Annotated in this window: 12 protein-coding genes; all 12 read right to left on the bottom strand. The window is 57.6% G+C overall.

Annotated elements, in window-relative coordinates:
- Positions 1-65: 65 nt before the first annotated feature.
- Positions 66-2,201, bottom strand: a complete 2,136-nt coding sequence (locus AC2CGI_RS03655) for a peptidase domain-containing ABC transporter (RefSeq protein ID WP_076740694.1) — start codon at positions 2,199-2,201, stop codon at positions 66-68.
- On the bottom strand, positions 2,188-3,483 hold the full coding sequence (locus AC2CGI_RS03650) for an HlyD family secretion protein (protein ID WP_076740693.1): 1,296 nt from the start codon (positions 3,481-3,483) through the stop codon (positions 2,188-2,190). Before AC2CGI_RS03650 ends, AC2CGI_RS03655 begins: the two co-directional genes overlap by 14 nt.
- Before the next feature lie 73 nt (positions 3,484-3,556).
- Complete coding sequence (locus AC2CGI_RS03645; RefSeq protein WP_004935280.1) at positions 3,557-3,916, bottom strand: hypothetical protein; 360 nt, start codon at positions 3,914-3,916, stop codon at positions 3,557-3,559.
- Positions 3,917-4,053: 137 nt separating this feature from the next.
- Positions 4,054-4,995, bottom strand: a complete 942-nt coding sequence (locus AC2CGI_RS03640; protein ID WP_004935283.1) for a fimbrial protein — start codon at positions 4,993-4,995, stop codon at positions 4,054-4,056.
- A 42-nt stretch (positions 4,996-5,037) separates the two neighbouring features.
- Positions 5,038-7,614: a fimbria/pilus outer membrane usher protein gene (locus AC2CGI_RS03635; protein WP_076740692.1), complete on the bottom strand. Its 2,577-nt coding sequence runs from the start codon at positions 7,612-7,614 to the stop codon at positions 5,038-5,040.
- Positions 7,615-7,668: 54 nt separating this feature from the next.
- Positions 7,669-8,352 carry a fimbrial biogenesis chaperone gene (locus AC2CGI_RS03630; protein ID WP_076740691.1) on the bottom strand — a complete coding sequence of 228 codons (684 nt, stop codon included), beginning with the start codon at positions 8,350-8,352 and terminating at the stop codon, positions 7,669-7,671.
- 56 nt (positions 8,353-8,408) lie between these two features.
- On the bottom strand, positions 8,409-8,948 hold the full coding sequence (locus tag AC2CGI_RS03625; protein ID WP_004935293.1) for a fimbrial protein: 540 nt from the start codon (positions 8,946-8,948) through the stop codon (positions 8,409-8,411).
- A gap of 626 nt (positions 8,949-9,574) precedes the next feature.
- Entirely contained in the window at positions 9,575-11,083 is a 1,509-nt protein-coding gene (locus AC2CGI_RS03620; RefSeq protein WP_076740690.1) for a PhoPQ-activated protein PqaA family protein, read from the bottom strand.
- Positions 11,084-11,152: 69 nt separating this feature from the next.
- Positions 11,153-11,551, bottom strand: coding sequence for a hypothetical protein (locus tag AC2CGI_RS03615; RefSeq protein WP_004935300.1), 399 nt, complete (start codon positions 11,549-11,551; stop codon positions 11,153-11,155).
- 84 nt (positions 11,552-11,635) lie between these two features.
- A complete protein-coding gene (locus AC2CGI_RS03610) occupies positions 11,636-11,869 on the bottom strand; it encodes a hypothetical protein (RefSeq protein ID WP_004935304.1) in 234 nt (77 codons plus the stop codon).
- A 131-nt stretch (positions 11,870-12,000) separates the two neighbouring features.
- Positions 12,001-12,828, bottom strand: coding sequence for a Cof-type HAD-IIB family hydrolase (locus AC2CGI_RS03605; protein ID WP_004935307.1), 828 nt, complete (start codon positions 12,826-12,828; stop codon positions 12,001-12,003).
- Position 12,829: 1 nt separating this feature from the next.
- Positions 12,830-18,616, bottom strand: a complete 5,787-nt coding sequence (locus tag AC2CGI_RS03600) for a non-ribosomal peptide synthetase (protein WP_076740689.1) — start codon at positions 18,614-18,616, stop codon at positions 12,830-12,832.
- Positions 18,617-18,650: the final 34 nt, after the last annotated feature.

The raw sequence follows: 18,650 nt of genomic DNA, 5'->3' as shown, positions 1-18,650 counted from the left end.
ACCGCGATTTGGGTCGCGGGGACAGCCTGCGTTGCCGGCTTCGCCCCAGCGCCGGCAAGCGCCCTTTATTCACCGCCGCCTGCCGGCGCACCGCTCCCGGCCCCCAGCACCACCACCCTGTCGGCCGAGTCGATGGTCGACTTTCTGTGGGCGACGATCACGCGCGTAATATTCAGCGAAGATATCGCCCGGTTGATCGCCGACTCATTCTCAACGTCCAGATGGCTGGTCGCTTCATCCATAAACAGCACGCTCGGGCGGCGATAGAGGGCGCGCGCGATAAACAAACGTTGCTTTTGCCCGCCGGAGATGCCGTTGCCCAACTCGCCGATCAGGGTTTCGTAGCCCATCGGCATCTGCATGATTTCATCGTGGATATTGCTGTGTATCGCGCAGGCCATGATCAGCTCTTTATTGGCATTGACCTCAAACCCGCTGATGTTTTCCGCAATGGATCCGGAGAACAGCCGGTCGTCCTGCAGCACGCAGGCGATCGCGTTACGGTAGTTATTCACCCCGACTTTATGGATATCCATCGCGTCGGCCAAAACCTGGCCGGAAGTGGGGCTGAGCAAACCGCACATCACCTTCAGCAAGGTGGTCTTGCCCGCGCCGGAGGCGCCCACGACGGCCACGCTTTCGCCGGCCGCAATGCGCATGTTCAGGTCTTTGAAGATCGGCCGCGACAGCGCGTCATATTGATACGTAAGATTTTTTACCTCAATGGCAATCCCCGTGCCCGAGGGGAAAACCTGTCGCGGCGCGGACTCCGTCTCCGCATCGGTAAAGACGATGTCGGATATCCTCTCATTGTGCAGCGACAGCATGCGCAAGCCGATCGCCAGGTCGATCAGGCTCGAGGCCCGCTGAGAGAACTGGCCGCGATAGGCATTGAACGCCATGAACATGCCGAGCGTCATGGAATTGTCGATGACCATCATGGCGCCAAGCCACAGGATCGCCACCTGATCGAGCGTCGTGATAAAGGTATTGATCCCGCCGAACATCATATTGAATCGGGTGATTTTGATATTGGTATTGGCGGCGTCGACGTTCAGATTGAGCCAATAGCTGGAGCGCGTTTCCTTGATGCCCAGCGCCTTGACGGTAGAAATGCCGTACAGCGTCTCCATGAAATGCGAGTTGGCCTTGGCCGCCTTGACGATCTGCTCCTCCGAGAATTGACGGTAGGTTCTGTAAGTCATCATCCTGATGAGGATGTAGATCAGAGTGAAGCCCGCCACGACCCAGACCAGCCAGCCACCATAGACCATCATCATCGCGAACAGCCCGACCGTCATGATGCCGTCGATGATCCCGCTGACGATATTATTGGTAAAGGTGGTTCTGATCGCATCCAGCGAGGAAAAGCGCGATTGAATGTCCCCCAGGTGCCGTTTTTCGAAAAAATCCAGCGGCAGCTTCATCAGGTGTTCAAACAGCGTCGTCTTCCACTGAATATCGGTCAGCGTCCCGAGCACGATGGAGATCCAGGCCCTGGCGATGCTGACCACCGCGCGGAACAAGGTGAAGAAGATCAGCCCCAAACAGATGACCGTCAGCAGGCTGTAGTCATGCGCCTGAATGACATGGTCGGTCACCAGTTGGGTTCCCACCGGCAGCAGCAGGTTGACCGACTCGATGACTATCGATAACGCAAAGATCTTGAGCAGCGTCCCCGGCAGGCCCTCGATGTTTTTCATCAAATCCAGCAGGCGCAAACGGATCTTGAGGGTCTCTTTTTGAAAGGCCCTGTCGGGCCACAGCTCCAACGCGATGCCGGTAAAATGATTCGACATCTCCTGCAGCCCGATCACTCGGCGCCCGAAGGCCGGATCGTGAATGACAAAACCGGCGCGCTGCACCTTAACCAACACCACGAAGTGATTCATATTCCAGTGCAGTATGCAGGGCGTTTTCAGCTGATTGATTTCGTCGATGTCCAAGGACAAGGCGCGCGTTTTCAGCTGGATTTGCGACGCGATTTGAGAGATCGTCCCCAGGGTCGCACCCTGGGTGGAAATGCCGAATCGCTGCCGCAGGCTCAGCATATCCACATTAAACCCGTAATAGGAGGCGATCATGGCGAGACACGCCAGGCCGCATTCCGATGACTCCGACTGCAAGATGCTCGGCACCCGCTTGCGCAGTGAGAAGGTTAACTTCTCGTTGATCCGTTCAAAGAGATTATTGTCCTTCATCGACTCGCCCCACAACGCTGTTTTTTATGTCATACAAAGGCGCGATCGCCCACTGATAAAGCGGTTTCTTATCCAGGAAGACGATGACCCTGGCCTGCAGCCCGCTGCTGATTTCGAGATATTTGCCTTTATCGCTGAATTGCGTGTCGCTGATGGACGCCAGCACTTTGTAGTAGGCGTTCCTTTCCCTTTTATTTCCGCTGCTGTATTCCGACATTTCCTGCGGGGAGGCGGGGACCGACGAGATGGACTCTATTTTTCCCGGAAACTGACCGAATTTATCCGACGGGAAGGCTTCATAGCGAATGTTGATGCCATCGCCGATTTTCACGTAGGGCAAACTGTTATTCGGCAGCCATAAAACCAGATAATATTTGATGTTATCAATCGGCTTGATTTGCGCCAGACTGCTGCCGCTCTCGACCACCTGCCCGGCGGTCACGCTCAGCGACTCGATTTTCCCCTTGAGCGGCGCTTTGATAATGACCTGGCCGCCGGCATTGGACTCCGCCAGCTGGCGTTGTAAATCACTGCGTTGCGATTCGCTTTGCGATATCTGATTGTCGTAATCGGCGGCGCGAATCAGCAAATCGCTGCGCAACTGCGACAGCTGAATATTTTGCTGGATCTTTTGGCTGTAGAGCGCCTGATACGAGCTTTGCTGTTGTTGAAAAAGCGAACGCTGATAATTTAACTGATCTTTGGTGATCAGGCCTTTCGTCAAATAGTGTTCGTAATTTTTCAGGCTATCCCGCATTTTATCCATCCCCTCTTTGGCGCTGAGGTTCAGTTTCTCGGTTTCTTTATAGGCGTTTTCATAGCTATTGATCTGTTTGCGCAAATTATCCAGCATGGCGGTTTTATTTTTATTCAGCTTGCTGATTATCGAATCCAGATTGCTAATCTGTTTGCTTATTTCGCTGGCCGCGATATGGCTGATATTGCCGGACGTGGTGCTTCTCGAGACATCAATCGCATACAGCGGCTCGTCCTTTTCCACGACGTCACCGGCTTTATGAAATGCCTGGCTCACGTAGCCGTATTGGGAGGAAAACACATTGGTGGAATGCGGGATGCTGATCACCTCGCCTTCAACATCGACCCGGCGCGTGTACTCGCAAAAATAGAGTGCGCCCGCCAGGATCAGAATAAAAGTGAAACAGGTGGCGGCAATCACATGGCTCGACGCGCCGGAAATTAACAGCGCCCTGCCGGTCCATCTTTGACGTTGATAATTGACCGCCTCCTGGCGGAAAATATTCCTGCTCTTATTATCACTCATAGGAAGAACCTGCGCTTGCCTGACCGGGAGACAGCCGCAGCGAGAGCGCTGCGGCTTTGGACCGCATATGGATTTAGCTGATGGTGCCGTTAATCAGCCCATCGAGGCCTTTTTTGGAGTATTCCAGCGTGGTGTCCCAGCCAATAACGGCTGCGGCCACGCCGCTGGCTACGCCGCCCAGAATGCCGCCGGCGACCATACCGACGCCCTGGCCAATCGAGCCGACGCCCAGCAGGCCGCCGCCGTCGCCGCCGTGCTTACCGCCGATGACGGCGCCCGCCATGCTGCCCACGGAGGCGCCCAGAGCGATGGATGAAACGGCTTCCGCGGCATTGGAAACGGCGCTGCCAATCAGCCCCGACAGTCCATTGCTCATATCCCAGGAATAAGCGCCTGACACTTCATTCATTTCGATAACAGACAGTTCTTTCATTGGTTAATCTCCATATTTAAACGGACAAACACGGCCATACATGCGTGTTGTCATTGCATTGGCATCGGCCTGCAGCGCCTGATGCCACCAATAATGTCGCGCGAACAGACGACATTATATTTTTAATGGGGGTCTCTTTAATTCTGCGTAATGGTGAATGTCATCACCGCGTCGGCCTGCCCGGGGCTAATGGCTCCCGTTTGCTTATAGCGCGCCATCAAGGGGATCCTGATCTCTTTTTCAGCCGCGGTGTGGTAATTGATCGGTCTGGAAAACGTTAATGGATTACGGTTCTCATCCAACACTTCCACGGCGACGCCCTTCGCCGCATCGGCACCGTCGGCGATATCAATCATTCCCACGCCTGGCGAATTTCCGGCCGCCTCGAACGTGACCTGAACCGGAATATTGTCCTCCTGACATTGCAGAACCACGGAAAAATTGCGTTCGGAAGACGCCGCCGTGCTGCCGACGCCGTTAAACTCGCTGCGTTTAGGGCTGCCCAGATTCACCGTTTGATTTTTATAGTTCAAATCAACCAGGCAACTTTTCTGAATGACCTTCATGCCGGAAATACTGAGATCCAAAATGGAGGTCGAATCCAGATAATATCTGGCGATAATTTTCCCGCCCATATCGCCGCCGGTTTTGATCGGACCGGTTTTAATAAACGTCAGCCGAACATCGTTTCGATTGATCCACGGCGTCAGCAAGTTGGGCGAAATCGCCGTGTTGACGGGCACGTTCTTATTGCTCTGCCATAAGTCTGAAATCGTCACCCCCACGCCCTCTATGCCGGTTTCAAATACGCCGGGCAGCGCGCTCGGCGTCAGCGGCGACATGGAGCGATAGGCGACCGAACCGGAACAAAGAAAAGAAAACGTCGTGCCGTTCATACTGTTCTCGGTTCGAACAGCCAACTGCTCGCCGACTTCAATGCGCGGATCCACGGCCAGCGTCAACAACCCCATGCGGGCGGTTTTCGCGTTGGTGGTACAGGTGCCGGCATAAACCGCCGTCGTGAGCGTCGCCAGCCACACCAGGGCGCCGTAACCGAATATCCTGAGAAAAACGTTCATTTTCACTCTCACTTAAAAGTCATGATGGAGATAGAGCGAGATCTATTGGCAAACGCCGTTTAGGGTTTGGAGACCCGCTGACGGCGGCTCCGCCGGCAACTGATAACGGATGCGGCATTGGTTCTCGCCATTCCTGCCCCACTGCGCGATGAGCAGGCCCTTTTCCGCCATGCCGGTCAGATAGACCACGCCGTCGCCGCCGACCAGGAACGGCTGAGTCGCCCCCTCGGCAAGACGCAGGCTGGCGCCCAGCGGCAGGGGGGCCCCCTGCGAGTCCGTCACCTGCATCAAAATCCGTCTGCCGACGTTGGCTTTGAAATTCGCCCGGCTCACCGCGCCGCGAGTCGGCGTGACCGACTGGTTCGTCAACTCGAGATCGACATCATCCGGCAAGCTGTCGACATCGAGGCGAATCGAATTGTTGCGATAAGGCGTGGCGTAAGGAACGATCGCGTAGCCGCGCCAGTCGGTTTTCACCCCGACCTGATTGCCGACCGCCACATCGCTCGCGCCGGCTGCCTGCACCAGGGCGACGGTTTCGCCGAACGGTTGACCGAAGGTCACGCCGTCTTCATGGGCGATCACCCCGCCCTTCACCCCGTAGTTGACGCGCTGTTGACTGCGATCGTAGGCGTAGCCCGCCGTGAGTTCGCCGTACGTCGCGCGCCAGTCGGCGTTGGCGTTGCCGCTGTTGCCCTGGCCCTGGCTGCCATACCCTTCCTGTACGCTCCAACTGAGGTTGCCGCCGGCCAGCGCCGTGCCGTTGAGGCCCGCCGTATGGCTGGTATTGCCTTTTTTGCTGGTGTTGAGGTTGTAGGTGGCGTAGGTGTTGCTCAGCCATTTCTCTAATGGCACGCTGATGTTGAAAGCGAAGATCTGATCGCGATCGTAAATGCGCCCGCGGTTCGAATCGCCGTAAATAGCCTGTGAATTCCGGCTGTAGCTGTAGTTAAAACCGTAGCTGATGCCATTCCAACTATTGTTGTAACCCGCGCTCAGCGACTGCATATTGCGCTCGGAGCCCCAATAGTCTTCGGAGACCGCGCTGAGTGAAAGCGACCCCGCCCCTTCCCATAAATTCTGGTTCAGCGTGATTTCGCCGCGATTTTTGCGGCGGTCTATCGGGGCGTAACGGTTGCCGCTGCGATAGGTGTCCAGCACTTCCTGCAGCCCATAGTAGCCGCTGGTCGAATAGCGGTAGCCGGCGATGGCGAAGTTCGTCCCCGTCTCGACGATATTTTTGCTGTAGCGCACACGCCACGACTGACCATCGCTTTTCGGCTGATGCTCCTGCTTTGCCCACGCCTGGGTGACGTCGGCCGACAGGGCGCCGAACTCGCCCAGGTTCTTGCCCAGACCCAATGCCAGCGATTGATACGGCCCGGCGAATTGGCCGCCGCCATACAGGGTGAAACCGGCGGGCAAGCCATAAATCAGGCTGGCCTGCGAGAAGATCTTTTTATCCACGCTGTGATCGTAAGTGCGGTATTGCCCCGAGGTCAGCGCATATTTCAGCCGCCCTTCGCGTTGCAGCACCGGCAGGCTGGCGAAGGGAACGGTCAGGTGCTGTTCGCTGCCGTCCGCCTCCTTGATAGTCACCTCCAAATCGCCGCTGCCGCCGGTCGGGTACATGTCCGAAATTTCAAACGCGCCCGGCGCAACGTAACTCTGGTAGATGACATAGCCGTTTTGGCGAATGACCACTTGCGCATTGCTGCGCGCGATGCCGCGCACCACCGGCGCATAACCACGCAGGCTTTCCGGCAACATGTCGTCATCGGAAGCCAGCTGCGCGCCGCGAAACGACACGCTGTCAAACACATCGGACGGGCTGCTGCTTTCGCCGAGCGTCAGCAAGCTTTTCAGGCGGATGATATTGCGCTGGGCGTAGGTATAGACGGAGTCCCAACGATCCTCCGACGCTCGCCCGCCGCCGGCGCTGTTGTAGCTCCAGGTGGTGTAGTTGCGCACTCGCCAGGCGCCCAGGTTGAAGCCCGGCCGCAGGTTGAGGTAATAACTGCTTGCGCTCTGGGTGAATCGATCGCGCCCCTTGCTGTTGCTGCCGGTGAAGCCGTAGTTCAGCAGCATCGCCGGCAGGCCTTCATCCCATTGTTCCGGCGGAACGTATCCGCGCACCTTATTTTCCAACGCCGCCTGGGGGATACTCAGCATCAGGCGTTGGCGGTTAAATTGAAATTGCGCCGAGGCCTGTGGGATCGCGGCCAAATTCGCGCAGCGATCGGCGCCGGCCAAACCGGGAAACAGCTCAACTTTCACCCCAAGCCGTTTCAGATCTTCCCGCGTCAGACAAGGCTGCAGATCGGCCTTCTCGTCGCTGCCGGCCCGCAGAACGAACGACACCTCGCGCGTTTCCAGCAGCATGTCGTTCACCCAAATATCGACCCGATACGTGCCGGGAACCTGCTGGCCATTTTCAAAAATCGACAGATCGACGTGCTGCTGGCCTGAGCGCCCGGTTTCCAGCAACGCCGGATTAAAATAGTCACGAGAGAAGGCGGGTTTAGCCATATTGCCGCATACCGCCGTTGTTACCGTGAATAAGGCTATGCGTTTCAGCCAAGCATCCCGCTTCGCTAATATACGCTTTTGAGTTATCATTCATTAGCTCCATTATTGAAATGTTTTATCCCTTTTTCTGCCTTCCCTTACAGATTAAATACCTGACTGATGTTCTTTACCTGTGCCGCCATAATCATTAATTAATTTCCAGCTTACCGACGTTGCGCCCGCCACGGGCAATGCAAACATTTCGCTGCTCATCGGCGCGATATACGCCACCTCTTTCATTTCCCGCCCCCCGATACGGACATAATGGAAGTTCATATAATAAGGCGTTGGGTTGGTGAGTTTTAATTCTGAACCGACACGCTGCCATTTCAGCTGCTGCGTCACCTCTTCGGGTACCTGACGGAGCAGCGGCGCCGGCCGATAAATCAATTTAATGCGGGTCTTGACCGCTATTTGCAGCGTATTCGATTTACCCGTCTGTGTTGTTGAAGGAATGGATTTAATATTCATCCAATACAAGCTTTCTTTATCTTTCGGTAAGTCATCGCCCACTTTCACGATGCGCAGCATATTTTCCTGGTTGCCGTCCAGCCGAAATAAAGGCGGCGTAACGATAAACGCGATTTTATCCACCCCGCTTTGTTGATTCTCCAGCCAGGACTGAACCAAATACGGTTCTTTATCCGGATTCTCCACGCTGATTGACGCTTCTTTTTTTTCGCCGTTGAATATCACCCGCGTCCCGCCAATCACCACGCCGGCGTGAACCGTAGACGCAAACAATAAAATAATGAAAGCCGCTAAGGCGCCGTAGCGATTAAAACGCATAATATTATCTCCGAGGCAATACAGCCCGCTGTGAACCAGCGGGCAAGAAAATATTATCAGTTATAATTCAGCGTAAAGGTGGCGACGCTATTGGCTTTACCGGCGGTCACATCTGCCTGCGTGGAAATATAGCGGGCGGTAAAATCGAGGTTATTTTTCACGCCGCTGCCGGAAGCCAACGGATAAGCCGTCGACGCCGTGTAAAGCGGCAGAACACTGTTAGAAATATCAGACAGTTGGATACCGACACCGGTAGCGACATCCGTTTCCTGAGTCAGCTGCAATACGTTGCTGTCGCCGTTATCGGCCGCGCCGTCAAACTTAACGGTGGCGCTTTTTACCGTATCCGGACAATCGGTGACTTCCAGCGTGAATTTTGTCGCGCTGGACGTTGATCCCTTGCCACCCGCAAATGCCGTTCGGGCCACATCACCCAAAACAACATTTAATGGATTACTCAAGTCATTCGTGACCTTGCACGCAGCATCGACAATATTCCCGGTAAAATTAACCTGACCATCTGCTGCCAGAGCAGGTAAAGCGCTTGAACACGCTGCCGCGACAAATGCCAACATAATCACTTTTTTTTCCATCATGGGTACTTCTCCTTTTGATTAGACAGACTTCAAAATATCCCCGCCACGGAGATCCCGGACAGGGAGAATAGGAGCCCCGCTCCTTTCACAGTTAATTATGCTTAGCTTTCCCCCTTTAGCAATACATAAAATCAATGTAAAGATGAGAAAAGATAATTACCCCAAATAGAATTAGCATCATTCTTAATTTTATTTTGAAAAAACCGCCAAATCGGCGTTTCTTGATTCATTCATCTGGCAGCAAGAGAATTTATTCTCGCGCTATTCGAAGGCGCTTTCGCCAGATCCTCCTCATTTCCCCCTCAGGCGAAAAATCAGGTGACATCGCCGTAAAATGAAAACCGGGCGAAAAAACTCGCACTGAAATAAATGACATTTATATTACGAAAGACATCACAACGCGGCGGCAGCGAGAGGGGCAGCAGAATAGAAAAAGCATGGCGATAAAGGAGGGAGAATAAGGAATTCGCCGTTCGTGAAACCGGCGCGATCATATGACAACGAGAAAATGGCGTTACGCAGAAATATTCTGTCTGGCGCCGTTCACTATTTCGAAAATAAGGCGGCAATGCGCTCTGTCGCGCAGAATAACGCATTGCCGCCTTATTGTTTTTCGGCGCCGCTAATTAATCGTCATGGCGATAATCTTCACCCAGCCCTCTGCCGGGTAGGGTTTCACACGCCAGGCCATCGCCCGCAGGAACGGCGGACGGATAGTTATCGTCCGGCGTGATAAAGACCGGCGTGGTCGCGATAAACCCATCGTTGAACACCGCCTCGATAAAGGTGGCCTCCCAGCCTTGCGCCGGGACGGCCAGACGAAACTCGCCGCGATCGGCCTCCGCTGCGGCCAACGGCTCCGGGGTAAAGCGTACGCCGCACGAATAACGAAAATCTCGGGCCGTGCGGTTGTGCGCGCTCCAGCGCCGCACGGTGGCCGGCGGTTCGGAAAAACGCAGCGTGCGCACCGCAGCATCCGCGGCGCTGCCTTGCACCTCGATCGTCGGCAACGCGATATCGCGCTGGCGGCGCTTGATCATCGCCAGTATGGCGCGTTCGGCGGCCGGCCGGCTTGCCACGCGATCCCCGTCGGCAATCGCGCGCAGCGAAGCCTCTCCCGCTGAGGCGCTGAAATAGAATCGCGTGCTGTCCGGCGGATAACGTTCGTCGCCGCTGGCGATGATGACATATTTCGGTACAGCTGGCCGCGCTCCCGCCGTCGGCGGCGGATAAGCGGTGGGATCCGCTATTTGCATCAGTTTGTCGAACGCCGGCGTCTCTATGCGCCGATCGATACCGAGTTGGTAATAAGGATGAAACGCCAACGGCCAACGGCCGCCATACGTACGATAGGTATGCTTCAAGACCTGCCGCGCCGCGACCCCATCCGGGAACATGGCGACGACGGCATCGATGCGCTCATCCGACAATGACGCCAGCCACGCCGCGGTTGCGCCGCTCGCCGCGCCCGCCACGATGAATTTATCTATCCCCCATCGGCTCAATTCGCGCTGCGCCAGCGTCATGGTTTGCGACAAGGCCGCCGTCATGGGGATCGCCAGCGGCATCATCAAGTATTCATCCGCATCGTCCAGGAACAATCGCCAGCCTCGGGCCTGGCTGTCCTCCCCCGCACGACGCCGCCCCTCATTTTGATATTCCAGGTACGGATAAGGCAGCCGGTTGACGACAATCACGATGGTGTGACTTTCCGCCGCCAAGGCCGCCGGCGTAGCGACAGAAAACGCCGCATTTTGCTTGCCTGGCCCGCTCGCCCCTGCGGCGGCGCAAGCGCAGTCATCGCTCATCAGCACCAACGCTTTACGGGCAAGCGCACCGTTGGGGATATAAATATCCACATCGTGCCACCATTGCGTCGGCCGGATGGCGTCTTGCGGCGACCAGGATTGCGACATCAACCGATAATGGCGTATCGACACGTCATGGCCGTTATCCACGCCCTTTAACGAATATGACAGAGGCAATATCGCCAACTGATTGTTATAACAAGGAATAACGGTGTGCAAGGCGGGATGTTCGTCCGCAAAGCAGCGATCTTCCTCTGCCGCCATGGCCTGCCGGCCGCCGATTAAGGCCAGGCAAATCAGCGCGATGTATCCGATGCGTTTTAGCATTTTTCCTCCCCCCTTTGTCCGTGGCAAATCCCTTGTACGCCGCCTGGCGGCAGGAAACCTTCCGCGCGCCTAGAGCACCTGATGAAAGCGTATCGGATAGCCAAAGCTGTCCTTTTCGAACGCCACGTCCCTGTCGTTCTCGCCCAGCAATAGGCTGTAAACGCCGTTTTCCTCATAACGGCTCATGGCGATATACAGCACGACCTCCCGATGGTCAGCGATCGTAAACTGTTTGCGCCTGGCGTTGATTTCCAACGTAAACGCCACCACCGGATTGTTGTTCAGAAATACCGAGGTCTGCTGCATGGAGACGATCCTGCCCTGCGCTTTCTCGGTCACCTGAAAGGGCGTGGCGTCATTAGGGGCGCGTATATCCACCTTCTTTTGGATATAGATAAAGTTAAACACCGCCAACGCCACCGCCACGAACAGATTGATGGCCATGATCAAGATGATTTTATTCGCCATGAACTCTCCCTTTGCCGTTCTTCCGGCTCCCGACATGTGCGAGGTAAAAGTGCCCTTGCGGGCACTTTTCATTAAGGGCCGGGCTTATGACGATTTACGGCCAAACAGCTGCGAGAAGGCGCTAATACCGGCATCGATGACGGCGCCAATGCCCTCACCGAGTTTGGCGCCGGCGCCCGCCGCATCCGCGTGGATCCCGAATAGACCGGTACCGGCATCTACGATGGCGCCAATGCCATTGCCCAGGATTTTGCCGGCATCGGAAGCGATGCCTGCGCCGGAAACCGCCATAACTTCTGCTTCAGTCAGTTCTTTCATACTGTCTCCTTTGTATTTATCGACATGTTTAGTAATGAAAAAATGAAACCCTCACTGTTTGTTCACCTCCTTGTTATCTGCCCACGAAAGACCCTGTTGCCAATGCGTTCACCCGCGCGGCGGTGACAATGTCAGAACAGGCCGAACTCACGGCAGAGATAATCGGCAACGCCATTGCGGCTGTTGGGCAACGCAATCGGGTTAAACGGTAGCGCGCGCTTCAATTCGCCCATGGCATTGCCCATCACCACCCCCGTTCCGGCCCAGCGCAGCATGTCCAAATCGTTCATCGCATCGCCGAAAGAGAGGCAATCGCGCATCGCTATCTGTTTGGCGCTCAGATAGTCGGCCACGCTCCTGGCCTTGGAAATATGCTTATCCATGATGTCTATCGTTTCCGCAGAGGACTTACAGATGGACAGCGTTTTTCCGAAAGCCTGACTGACCTCGTCGTAAAACCGCTCGATCAGCGCCGCTTCCCCCTGCAGCAGCACTTTCAGGATCGGTTGCCGTTTCATCGCCTCCGGCTCGACATAGCGGCAAGCGACGCCCGAGGTTTTGATATAGTCGGCAAAATGCGGATTCTCTTCGGCCATCATCCATCCTTCCTGGGTGAACAACGTCACGTGGAGCGGACAGGCGAAGAGGTAATCCATCAACATCATTTGGCTGTCGCGAGGCAGGAAATAGCTTTTATCCGCCACCGGCCGCCCCTCGATATTGACCATCGCGCCATTGCAGGAGACGATCGCCGGCGAGAACCCCAAGCCATCCACAATCCCGCGCGCATCCGCATCGCAACGGCCTGTCGCGATGACGATTTCCAGCCCGCGGGCATGCAAGATATTGAGCGTTTCCACCGTCAGATCAGACAGATTTCCGGCAGGATCCAGCAAGGTTCCGTCAAGATCGCTCACGATCGCCCGGTATTTTATTTTGCCGTCGATAGCAAGCCACATATCACGCCTCCTCCGCCTGGATAATCCCGTCTTCGGCGCGGATTTCGCTGTCGGGCGGAAGGTGGGCGATCGCGAGCGCAATGGCCTGAAAACGGCGTCCTACCGCAACGATGGTCTCCTGAGCTATCTCGTGAGAATCATAAAACAGTGAAATGGCGAGCCGTTCCGCTTCGGGGAACAAGCACAGCACCGTCTGGTGGTTGCTGCCGCTGACGATATCCGTCACCTGGAACGTAAACGGCAAGCGCGGATCCTTCTGCGGTTGCGGCATGTTTTCAAACACAAACAGGCTGCCGAACGGCGAGGTGGGCACCCATTGTTCGTCGTAGCGGTTCAGTTCGGAAAAGGCGTACTTCTGCCTCAGCGTCTGGGAATCCGCGATATCGGCCAGCAATGCATAAATGGGCCGGCGGCGAATCGCCTGCAGGCGCAGCACCGGGCTGGCGACACACAGGCCAAACAGCGTCTGCACCTGCTCAATGTCCGCCGGGCGCTCGCTCATGGTCGTGCCGATCGCGATATCGTCACAGGCCAGCGCTTCGGCCAGCGCCAGCATCCAGGCCAGCTGCGTCAGTTGATTGACCGTGATCCCCTGGCGCCGGCAAAACGCGGTGAGGCTTGCCACCTGTTCCGCGCTGAATTCCGCGCCATATTGCCGCATGCGTCGCCCATGCGGCGCGGCATCCGGCGCAGCGCTCAACGGCAAACGTTGGTTGACCGGCGCCCCGCGCAAATAGTCCGCCCAGAACGCCTGCGCTTCGGGATCGTCGCCGTGCGCGCGCACATAAGCGGCGAACGGCTCAAATCGGTTAATTTCCAGCGCCGGCGCGCCCCCTTCCAGCAAGGTGAGGTAGTCGTTGAACCAGTGTTCGAACAGAACGCCGAGGGACCAACCGTCGAACAAGATATGGTTAAAGGTCTGCACCAGATAGTGCTCATCGGCGTTCAACTTGATCAGGCGCCAGCGGATCAACGGCGGCGCATCCAGCTCAAACGAGGTTTCTCGTTCCCGAGCCAACAGCGCTTCCATCCTTTCTTCCAGCAAGGACGGCGGCGCGTCGGTCCAATCCTCGATCGCGATCGGCGCCTGCAGCGTCTCGCAGATGAAGACGTTAGGCCGCCCACGGCGGGTTTGATCGCCGAACCCGGCGCGCAGCATTTCAAATCGCTGCAGCGCCAGCGACCAGGCCTGGTTCAACACCTCCGGCTGCAGCGGGCCGGCCACCTCATAAACGGCCTGATCGATCTGATACTCGCGGTTAAGCCGGTTGAAATACATCAATTCCCGCTGCGTGACCGTAGCCTCGAAAACGGCGGCGATGCGATGACGTTGCTGCCAGCGGTCCAACTCGGCGAGGCTGACGTTGGCATGGGGGAAGTCCCCCGGGCTGGCGAGGCGAACGCCCTGGCTCGCCTCGTGGCAACAGTGTGCGACCAGCGCCGACAGGCTCTCCCGATAGTGCGAACCGATCCGGGCCAGCGTCGCCTGCGGCAATAAGCCCGACATCACGATGCTCAGCCGGTCGCCGTGCACGTAGAGCACCAGATCCAGCACATTGTCACTCGCCGGCAGCGCGCCGTTTTCCAGATCCGCCGTTTGGTCGATCAAGGCCCACAAGGCGTCGTCAGTCTGTTCGTTAAAGACCCCGAGATAGTTGAATGAAATGGCCGGCAAGCGGTGGCGCCGCAGACAGGCTATCGCTTCGTCGTCCGACGCTGAACCGTATTTCAGCGCCGAATAGCCGATGCCGTGATCCGGCATCTTTCTTAATGCGTCCTTGATGGCGCGCAGCGTGTGTTTTGGGCTCTGATGGGCGGTGATGCGCAAAGGCAGTAAGGCGGTGAACCAGCCGACGGTGTCGTCGAGCTGGATCTTATCGTCATTGATATCGCGGCCATGGTGTTCGAGCGTCAGGTAACTGTCCGCACGGCCATGCCAGGCCTGCAGCACCGGCGCCAGCGCCGCCAGCAACACATCGCGGATCGAGGTGCGGTAGGCCTGATGACAGGTGTCCATCAACAGCGTCGTCAACGCCGCGTCGCACTCGAAGCGGCAAAACGCCGGATTCTGCGCCCCCTCGCTGAGCGTGGCGTAATCGGGTTGCCCGGCGATCATCGCCAACCAGTAAGCGCATTGGTCATGCCGGCTCGCCGCGTAGTGCCTTAACGTCTCGCCCCACTGCCGGTAGCTGGTGCCTTTCGCCGACAGCGATTCCCCCTGATGCAACCGTCGCATGTCTCTGACGATGATGCGCCAGGACACCACGTCGATGATCAGATGATGGAATGCGCAGAACATCAGCGCGTAACCGGGCGCGCTGCTGTCGAAAATGTAGACGAAGCGGCACAGCGGCCCTTCTACCGGATCAAACCCCGATTGCCATTGATGCAGAAGTTCGGCGCGGCTTTGGCGACAAAGCGCCAGGTCATAGTATCCCCATGAAGGGCCGCCGTCGGCCACCGACAGATAGCGCTGCGCGACCAGCGCGCCGGCATCGTCGGCGCTAAACCGCGCGCGCAGCATGTCATGGCGCGACGCCAGCCCGTTCACCAGATCGGCCACGCGCTCGGCGGACATCGGCGGCACCCGCACCAAAAAAGTCTGGTTGAAGAAGGCGCGATGTTGCGGCGGCTGCTCGTTGTACCAGCGCTGAATCGGCAGCAATTCGAATTCGCCCTGCAGCTCGCCCTGTTCATTGAGCGGCGCAATCGCCTCCCGTTGCTGCAAAATGCGCTTGGCCAGCGCCCGCGCATTCCGGGTTTCGAACACCGCACGCGAGTTGCTGTGATAGCCCGACTTGCTCAATTCGCTGGTGAACACGATGCTTTGGATCGAATCGCCGCCCAGACGAAAGAAGTCGTCATCCACCCCAACCCGTTCAACGCCGAGGATCTCCGCCCACAGGGCGCAAATCAACGCCTCCAGCGCGTTCTGCGGCGCGGCATATCGCTCGCCTTGCGCGAATTGCGGCGCGGGCAGCGCCGTGCGATCCAGCTTGCCGTTCACCGTCAGCGGTATCTCGTCGAGCGCGACATAGCTGGACGGCACCATGTAATCCGGCAGGATCCGCTCCAGCCGGGCGCGCAAATCGGCAGGATCCAGCGGCTCGCCCCGCGCCATCAGCACATAAGCGGCAAGGCGCTTGCTATCGCGATGGACGACATCCACCACGACGCATTTCTCGACGCCCTCCAGCGCATTGATCGTATTTTCTATTTCGCTGAGTTCAATTCTGAAACCGCGGATTTTTACCTGGCAATCGTTTCTGCCGAGATACTCCAGATTGCCGTCGCGCAACGCTCGCACCCGATCGCCGCTTTTATACAAGCGTCGCCCGTTCAGCGTAATGAAACGCTCTTGCGTCTGCTGCGGCTGGTTGAGATAGCCGCGCGCCAGCGCGTCTCCGCCGATATACAGCTCGCCGGCCAGCCCTGGCGGCAACGGCTGCAGCCAGCGATCCAGCACATGAAGTTCGCGCCCCGGAATGGCTCGCCCAATCGGGATGCTGCTGCGGGTTTCGTCCGCCGCGATGGCGTACATCGTGGTGAACGTGGTGCATTCCGTCGGGCCATAGCCATTGATGACCTGCTGCGGGCGGTTGGCTTGCCGCACCAGGCGCTGCATCAGCGTGGCGGTCAGCGCCTCCCCGCCCACCAGCAGACAGCGCAGCCCGGCGAACAGGTCGGGGTGACTGAGGTAAAGATGATCGAACAGGCTGCGCGTCGCCCACAGAATCGATACCTGCTGCCGACGCAGCAGGGCTTCCAGCTGCGGCACATCGCCGGCGATATCCTCCGTGTCGCGCACGACGACCAATTTGGCGCCGTTGAGCAATGCGCCCCACACCTCGAACGTCGCCGCATCGAACGCCGGGCTCGAGAGGAAGAGCAACGCGTCATCGGGCGTGACAGCGATGCCGGACGCGGTCGCCAACCCGCACATCGCGTGTTGCTCGAGCATCACGCCTTTCGGGGTCCCCGTCGATCCCGAGGTATAGATCACCGCGCCGAGCCGGTCGGCGCCGGTGACGGCCGGCAGATTCTGCCGCTCGTGCGGCAGGCGGTTCAGATCGCCCAGCGCGAGGACAGACACGGCGTGCGGTATCATCGCCGCCAGCGCCTCGGCGGCCGACTGCAGGCTTTCCCCGGCGATGAGCACCGGCGCGCGCGTTTCTTCGAGAATATGCCGAATGCGCGCCTGAGGATAATTGCAGGAGAGCGGCACATAGGCCGCACCGGTTTTCAGCACCGCCAGCAGCGCCACCACCATTTCCAGGCTTTTCTCGCTGTACAGCGCAATCAGCGTGTCCGCCTGGGGAGCGCCCCCGGTCAGCGCTTGGTAGCGGAGCGTAATTTCGCGCGCCAGGCTATTCGCCATGCCGTTCAGCTCACGGTAGCTGACATACAGCCCCTCAAACTCCAGCGCAATCTTATCCGGATAACGCAGGGCGATCGCCTCAAACCGGGCGCTGAGGGTTTCTCTCGGCAACGCGGGGGCCGCGTCGTCATCTGGCGGCATGTCGGCGGCGGGATAAAAGGCGAGGTGGCGTAAAGGCGCGTCAGGCGCGCGCATCGCCGCTTGCATCAAGCGCATGAAATGTTCCGCGCAGTCGCGCATATCTTCTTCGTCAAACATGTCCTGACGAAAACGCAGCCGGAACTGCAAGGCATCGCTGTCGGCCCGATCCTCATATTCCAGGGAAAGCGACGCGCTGGCCATATCGTGGTTGGCTTCAAACAGCGGCGAAGTGGCGCAATCGGCCAGCGCCAAGGCCGCATCGCGCAGGTTGGTCTGGGCAAAGGAAATCGGCAGCACGCGGATCCCCAGCGCCTGCACCACCTGTTGCGTGGGCAGTTGGTTAAACCGTTGGCGCGAGTGCGGCGCCGCGGCGGTAATAAACGCCAGCGCGCGTTGATAAACGGCGGCGAAGCCTTCGCCGTCGCGCAGCGAGAGGGGCATCACGCTGGTGTTTACATGCCCGCCAAGCGCAAATCTTTGCCCCTTTTTTATCGCCACCGGATAGCTGATATAGACCGTTTCCTGATTGCCGCTGCGCGCCATCAAGATGCCCCACAGCACCAGCAACGCCAGAAAGTCATTCATTCGCCGTATTCCCGCGCCCTGCTTCAGCGCTTTCCATTGCGCTTTGGGCACCTGGAAACGCAGCTCGGCCGCCTCATCGCTTCGCACGGCGCCGCTTTTCTCAAAGGGCACGTCTATCGCGCCCAAATTTGCCGCTTCGGCCTGCCAGTGCGCCAGCGCTCCGTCGGCGGCCAGTTGTTCCACCTCGCGCTGCAGCTGCCGGTTGATGGCGGCAATCTCGGCCGCCTCGAGGCGTGTCGATAACCGCTGTTGACCATAGTACTGTCTCACCAATGAGAAAAACTCGTCGGAAGACGCGCCGTCGATCACCAGATGATGGCCCACCAGCGCCAGGGTATAGCGCCCCGCCCCCTCGGCGAAAAGCGCCCAACGATAAAGCGGCCCGCGGTAAATGTCGAAGGGCTGGCGAATCACTTGGGTCAGCAGCGTGCGGTCCGTGTAATGCTGCAAAGGATGGATTGCGTCATTGCGACGCCAATACAGCTCACCATTCTGTTCATGAATATGGCTGTTCAGCAGGACATGATCTTGCACCAGCGCATTCAGCGCAGCTTGTAATCTGATGGGATCCAGCGCGCCCTCAATACGCTGCAGCACCAATACGTTGTAATTACAGCCTTCTGGATGGCGGTCATATTCATCGATAAAAACTTTTGAATAGGGTGATACAGGAATCTCTTCCATGACAAACACTCCATTTAGAATACACGTGCCCTGC

The sequence above is a fragment of the Serratia sp. LSHTC3 genome, from assembly GCF_057197125.1.
Note: the sequence above shows the minus strand (reverse complement) of the source record. Positions and strands in the feature narration are given on the sequence as shown.

Bases quoted from the DNA above. Each gene is read 5' to 3' on its own strand.
- AC2CGI_RS03655 (WP_076740694.1), bottom strand. From the start codon at position 2,201: ATGAAGGACAATAATCTCTTTGAACGGATCAACGAGAAGTTAACCTTC.
- AC2CGI_RS03650 (WP_076740693.1), bottom strand. From the start codon at position 3,483: ATGAGTGATAATAAGAGCAGGAATATTTTCCGCCAGGAGGCGGTCAAT.
- AC2CGI_RS03645 (WP_004935280.1), bottom strand. From the start codon at position 3,916: ATGAAAGAACTGTCTGTTATCGAAATGAATGAAGTGTCAGGCGCTTAT.
- AC2CGI_RS03640 (WP_004935283.1), bottom strand. From the start codon at position 4,995: ATGAACGTTTTTCTCAGGATATTCGGTTACGGCGCCCTGGTGTGGCTG.
- AC2CGI_RS03635 (WP_076740692.1), bottom strand. From the start codon at position 7,614: ATGATAACTCAAAAGCGTATATTAGCGAAGCGGGATGCTTGGCTGAAA.
- AC2CGI_RS03630 (WP_076740691.1), bottom strand. From the start codon at position 8,352: ATGCGTTTTAATCGCTACGGCGCCTTAGCGGCTTTCATTATTTTATTG.
- AC2CGI_RS03625 (WP_004935293.1), bottom strand. From the start codon at position 8,948: ATGATGGAAAAAAAAGTGATTATGTTGGCATTTGTCGCGGCAGCGTGT.
- AC2CGI_RS03620 (WP_076740690.1), bottom strand. From the start codon at position 11,083: ATGCTAAAACGCATCGGATACATCGCGCTGATTTGCCTGGCCTTAATC.
- AC2CGI_RS03615 (WP_004935300.1), bottom strand. From the start codon at position 11,551: ATGGCGAATAAAATCATCTTGATCATGGCCATCAATCTGTTCGTGGCG.
- AC2CGI_RS03610 (WP_004935304.1), bottom strand. From the start codon at position 11,869: ATGAAAGAACTGACTGAAGCAGAAGTTATGGCGGTTTCCGGCGCAGGC.
- AC2CGI_RS03605 (WP_004935307.1), bottom strand. From the start codon at position 12,828: ATGTGGCTTGCTATCGACGGCAAAATAAAATACCGGGCGATCGTGAGC.
- AC2CGI_RS03600 (WP_076740689.1), bottom strand. From the start codon at position 18,616: ATGGAAGAGATTCCTGTATCACCCTATTCAAAAGTTTTTATCGATGAA.